The organism is Mesotoga infera, assembly GCA_011045915.1.
Taxonomy (GTDB): Bacteria; Thermotogota; Thermotogae; order Petrotogales; family Kosmotogaceae; genus Mesotoga; species Mesotoga infera_D.
Genome location: DSBT01000227.1, coordinates 1 through 2,983, shown reverse-complemented (window position 1 = coordinate 2,983; position 2,983 = coordinate 1). Strand labels below are relative to the sequence as shown.

At 46.9% G+C, this 2,983-nt stretch carries 3 protein-coding genes; all 3 read right to left on the bottom strand.

Going from position 1 to position 2,983, the window contains the following annotated elements:
* Window positions 1-386: 386 nt before the first annotated feature.
* The 3 genes from ENN47_07935 to ENN47_07925 are packed head-to-tail and all read right to left on the bottom strand — an operon-like array spanning window position 387 to window position 1,969.
* On the bottom strand, window positions 387-899 hold the full coding sequence (locus ENN47_07935) for a hypothetical protein (GenBank protein ID HDP78097.1): 513 nt from the start codon (window positions 897-899) through the stop codon (window positions 387-389).
* Between the two features lie 8 nt (window positions 900-907).
* Window positions 908-1,240, bottom strand: coding sequence for a type II secretion system protein (locus tag ENN47_07930; GenBank protein HDP78096.1), 333 nt, complete (start codon window positions 1,238-1,240; stop codon window positions 908-910).
* A gap of 3 nt (window positions 1,241-1,243) precedes the next feature.
* Window positions 1,244-1,969 carry a hypothetical protein gene (locus ENN47_07925; GenBank protein ID HDP78095.1) on the bottom strand — a complete coding sequence of 242 codons (726 nt, stop codon included), beginning with the start codon at window positions 1,967-1,969 and terminating at the stop codon, window positions 1,244-1,246.
* Window positions 1,970-2,983: the final 1,014 nt, after the last annotated feature.

Sequence of the window (2,983 nt, the reverse complement as noted above, 5' to 3'; positions counted from 1 at the left end):
TGGGCAGAGTGTTCTTTCTGACTCTTCGGGGAAAGAGTTAAGATGCACGTGTTTCTACGATAAGATCACCCGAGAAAGCGAATTATAGAGAGTTTGCCGCGCTAACGCGAGACGAGAAATGGAGAAGCCAGTCTGCTGGCGCAGGCAAGCCAGAAGGCGAGAATCATCGCCGCCAGTGAAGGCTTCGCCTTCGCCAGTACCACTTCGTGCGGCCAGTCTCGCCCTTGGCGAGGACAGTCACTGCAAGCAGTGGCGAGAAAAACTGGAGGAGTCCATCATCCCTAATCATGAACCCATCCTTTGAAAAGATCGGCTCTAAGAAAGCTCTCCGATGCACACTTCTTGGCAATCTCAAGGTTCTGCAAAGAAGTCTCGCGTTTCGATTCTCATTTGCGGTAGCTAATCGAAGAGCCGCTTCCTGAATAATCGCGAACGTTGAAGATCACTACTGAAGTACTGACACTTTCCTCGATTTTGTTGTTAGAGGCACTTACTCCGGAAAGTGAAATATCCATTATAACCCTGTCGTCCTGCAGAGTTCTGAGCTCGAAGGCAAGATCAGTTACTAACACGTCAGAAACATCGCTCAGGTTTTGTTCTCCCGACCTGACTTCAGATGTTCCTCTATACCTCTTTACAGCCCCTTCCTCAAGAGTTATAGTGATCCAGCCTTCACCTTCAAGAGAGCTGGAGAACTCAATCAAAGTAGCCCATCGCAACTCTTCAGATATTCTTTCCGCAGCGGTCCTGAGATTCCTTCTTAGCAACGACAAGGACTGAGATGTCATATATACTCTCCATCCCGCAGAGAAGACGGACAAAGCAGTTGCCGCTATGATGCTTGATGTAAGAATTACAACAAGCAACTCTGCAAGTGTTAGTCCTCTTCTTCTGTTCATCGAGGTCTCTACCTCTCTCTCAGGAAGATATCGATTTTCTTGTTCTCAGCGAACTCCTTCGATACGAGTTCACCGGAAAGCACAATATTCTGAGCATCTAGATTAAGCACTACCGAATACGAACCGCTCCTTTCAGGAACGAAGTACTCCTCTTCAAGAGCTTTCTGAACCCTCGATAATTCGGTGGTCAGGTGTCTATTCCTGTTTGCCTGTTGCATGCTCTTGGTCAATGCTGGCAAGACGGCCGCAATAATCACCATAACTATTACCAGACTCATCACGATCTCGACTAGTGAGAAGCCTTGTTTCCTTGCCGGGCGATTTCCAATCACTTCGCTCACTCCCTATCTACTCCAGAATTCCGTATCTTCTTGTCCCTCTTCGTCACCAAAACCAATCGTTCCCGGAGGGAAAAGTTCTTCTGTTTCGCTCTCGAAAACCACTCTCGAATTTCCACCAGCCACAAATCTGTCTGCCACAATAGCTCCCCTGACCGTGGCACTTCCGACCATATTTACTGTGGAGTTTGGAGCATAGACAGCTATAACATTGGCAAGAAAATTACCGTGTAGGTTTACATTTGGACCGCCGCTGATTACCAGTCCATCGATCTCGCCAGAACCGCCTAAGCTTGCGTTTGCTTGAAGGATGTTGAGAATACCTGTGTATCGGATATTGCCGGTTAGGTCAAGATTGTTTGTGCCTGCATAGTCAACCCTTACGGCATTCCTGTCACCACCGTCATTGAGTGTGCTGCTTCCACCCATATTAAATCCCATACTGGCAAATACTTCGAGGTTTCCTTCTTCGGCAATGTTGATATGCCCTTGTTGTATGTTTAGGGAGCCACAGTTTATCACTCCATTACTGATTCCATTCATGACTGCATTTCCTGTCAAAGACATGGTATTTGCGATCTGGAATTCTTGTCTGGAACCATTCATAAAGTCAACTACTCCACTCGAGAACGAAGCAGATGAAGCCTTAACGAGAACCTCAGAGGATATTCTGAGCGTCCCGTTTCCTGAAGTGGAGAATGCCTGACTAGAGTCTACATAGAGCTTATCCAAAGTCATCTGACCGCTGTTGCCGAGTTCGGTCAATCCTTTTGCATGCAATTCTGTTAGCTAAATATTGTTGTTCCCTGAAGATGTGAAGCTGCCATTCACGTAGAGATTGAACCTGGCCGAGTTCAGAGAAGCTATTCCATTTCCGCTTATAGATACGTTCCCGTCGACAAACATATTCAAGGTGCCAGGACCGATCACGGTTATCTTTCCGCTGCCCGATACCTTGAGCGAGCTTGCCCTTATCGAGAGGTCTCTTCCACTCAAGTCGAAAATCAGTTCTCCACTACCCAACACATTTATATTTCCGTACTCGGCACTATCAGAAGCAGTTCTCTCGTTATTACCACTAACTGAGAGATCTCCCAAATCAGGAAGTCCTTCAGGAAAGTTCGGAAAGGATGGAAAAGATATGGAAGGAGGAGCATCGGGAAAATCAGGCAATACATACTCCCTGTATTGATCAAGATTCTGTATTGGATGCGAATTGAGCCAGGTGTTATTCCATATGCCATTTCTAGTGACAACGGCATCGGGGTATTGAACGGCCATCCAGTGCGCATCTGGATCTGGCGAAGGATTGACGTGAACATCACCATCTACTCCGACGTAAATAGTGTCCGTGACCATCACACCTCCCCCATACAGATCGACCGTTCCCGGTGTAACGGAATTCGTCCCTGCTCTTCCCTCTATTCTTGCACTGCCTCCCAATCCGATATAGCTGTCAGAGAAGACAGCCATATCGAAAATTGGGAACTCATAAGTCCCGCCGGAAAAAGCAAGATTCAGAACAATACTTTCTAGGGTGAAATTCCTATTTCCGTAAGAGACTATCTTTACTTCGGAATCATCGTCATTCGATAGTATCGCAAAGGCTATTTCGCTCTGCGTGCTTTGTATCGTCCCAATAACCGCTTCTCGTACAACTTGTGTTTCTTCTTCCCAGTATTCTCCTACATCGAAGGGTTGTAAGAAGTCGAAGACGGCGGCTTCTGACTCCGAGATTCTTCCGCC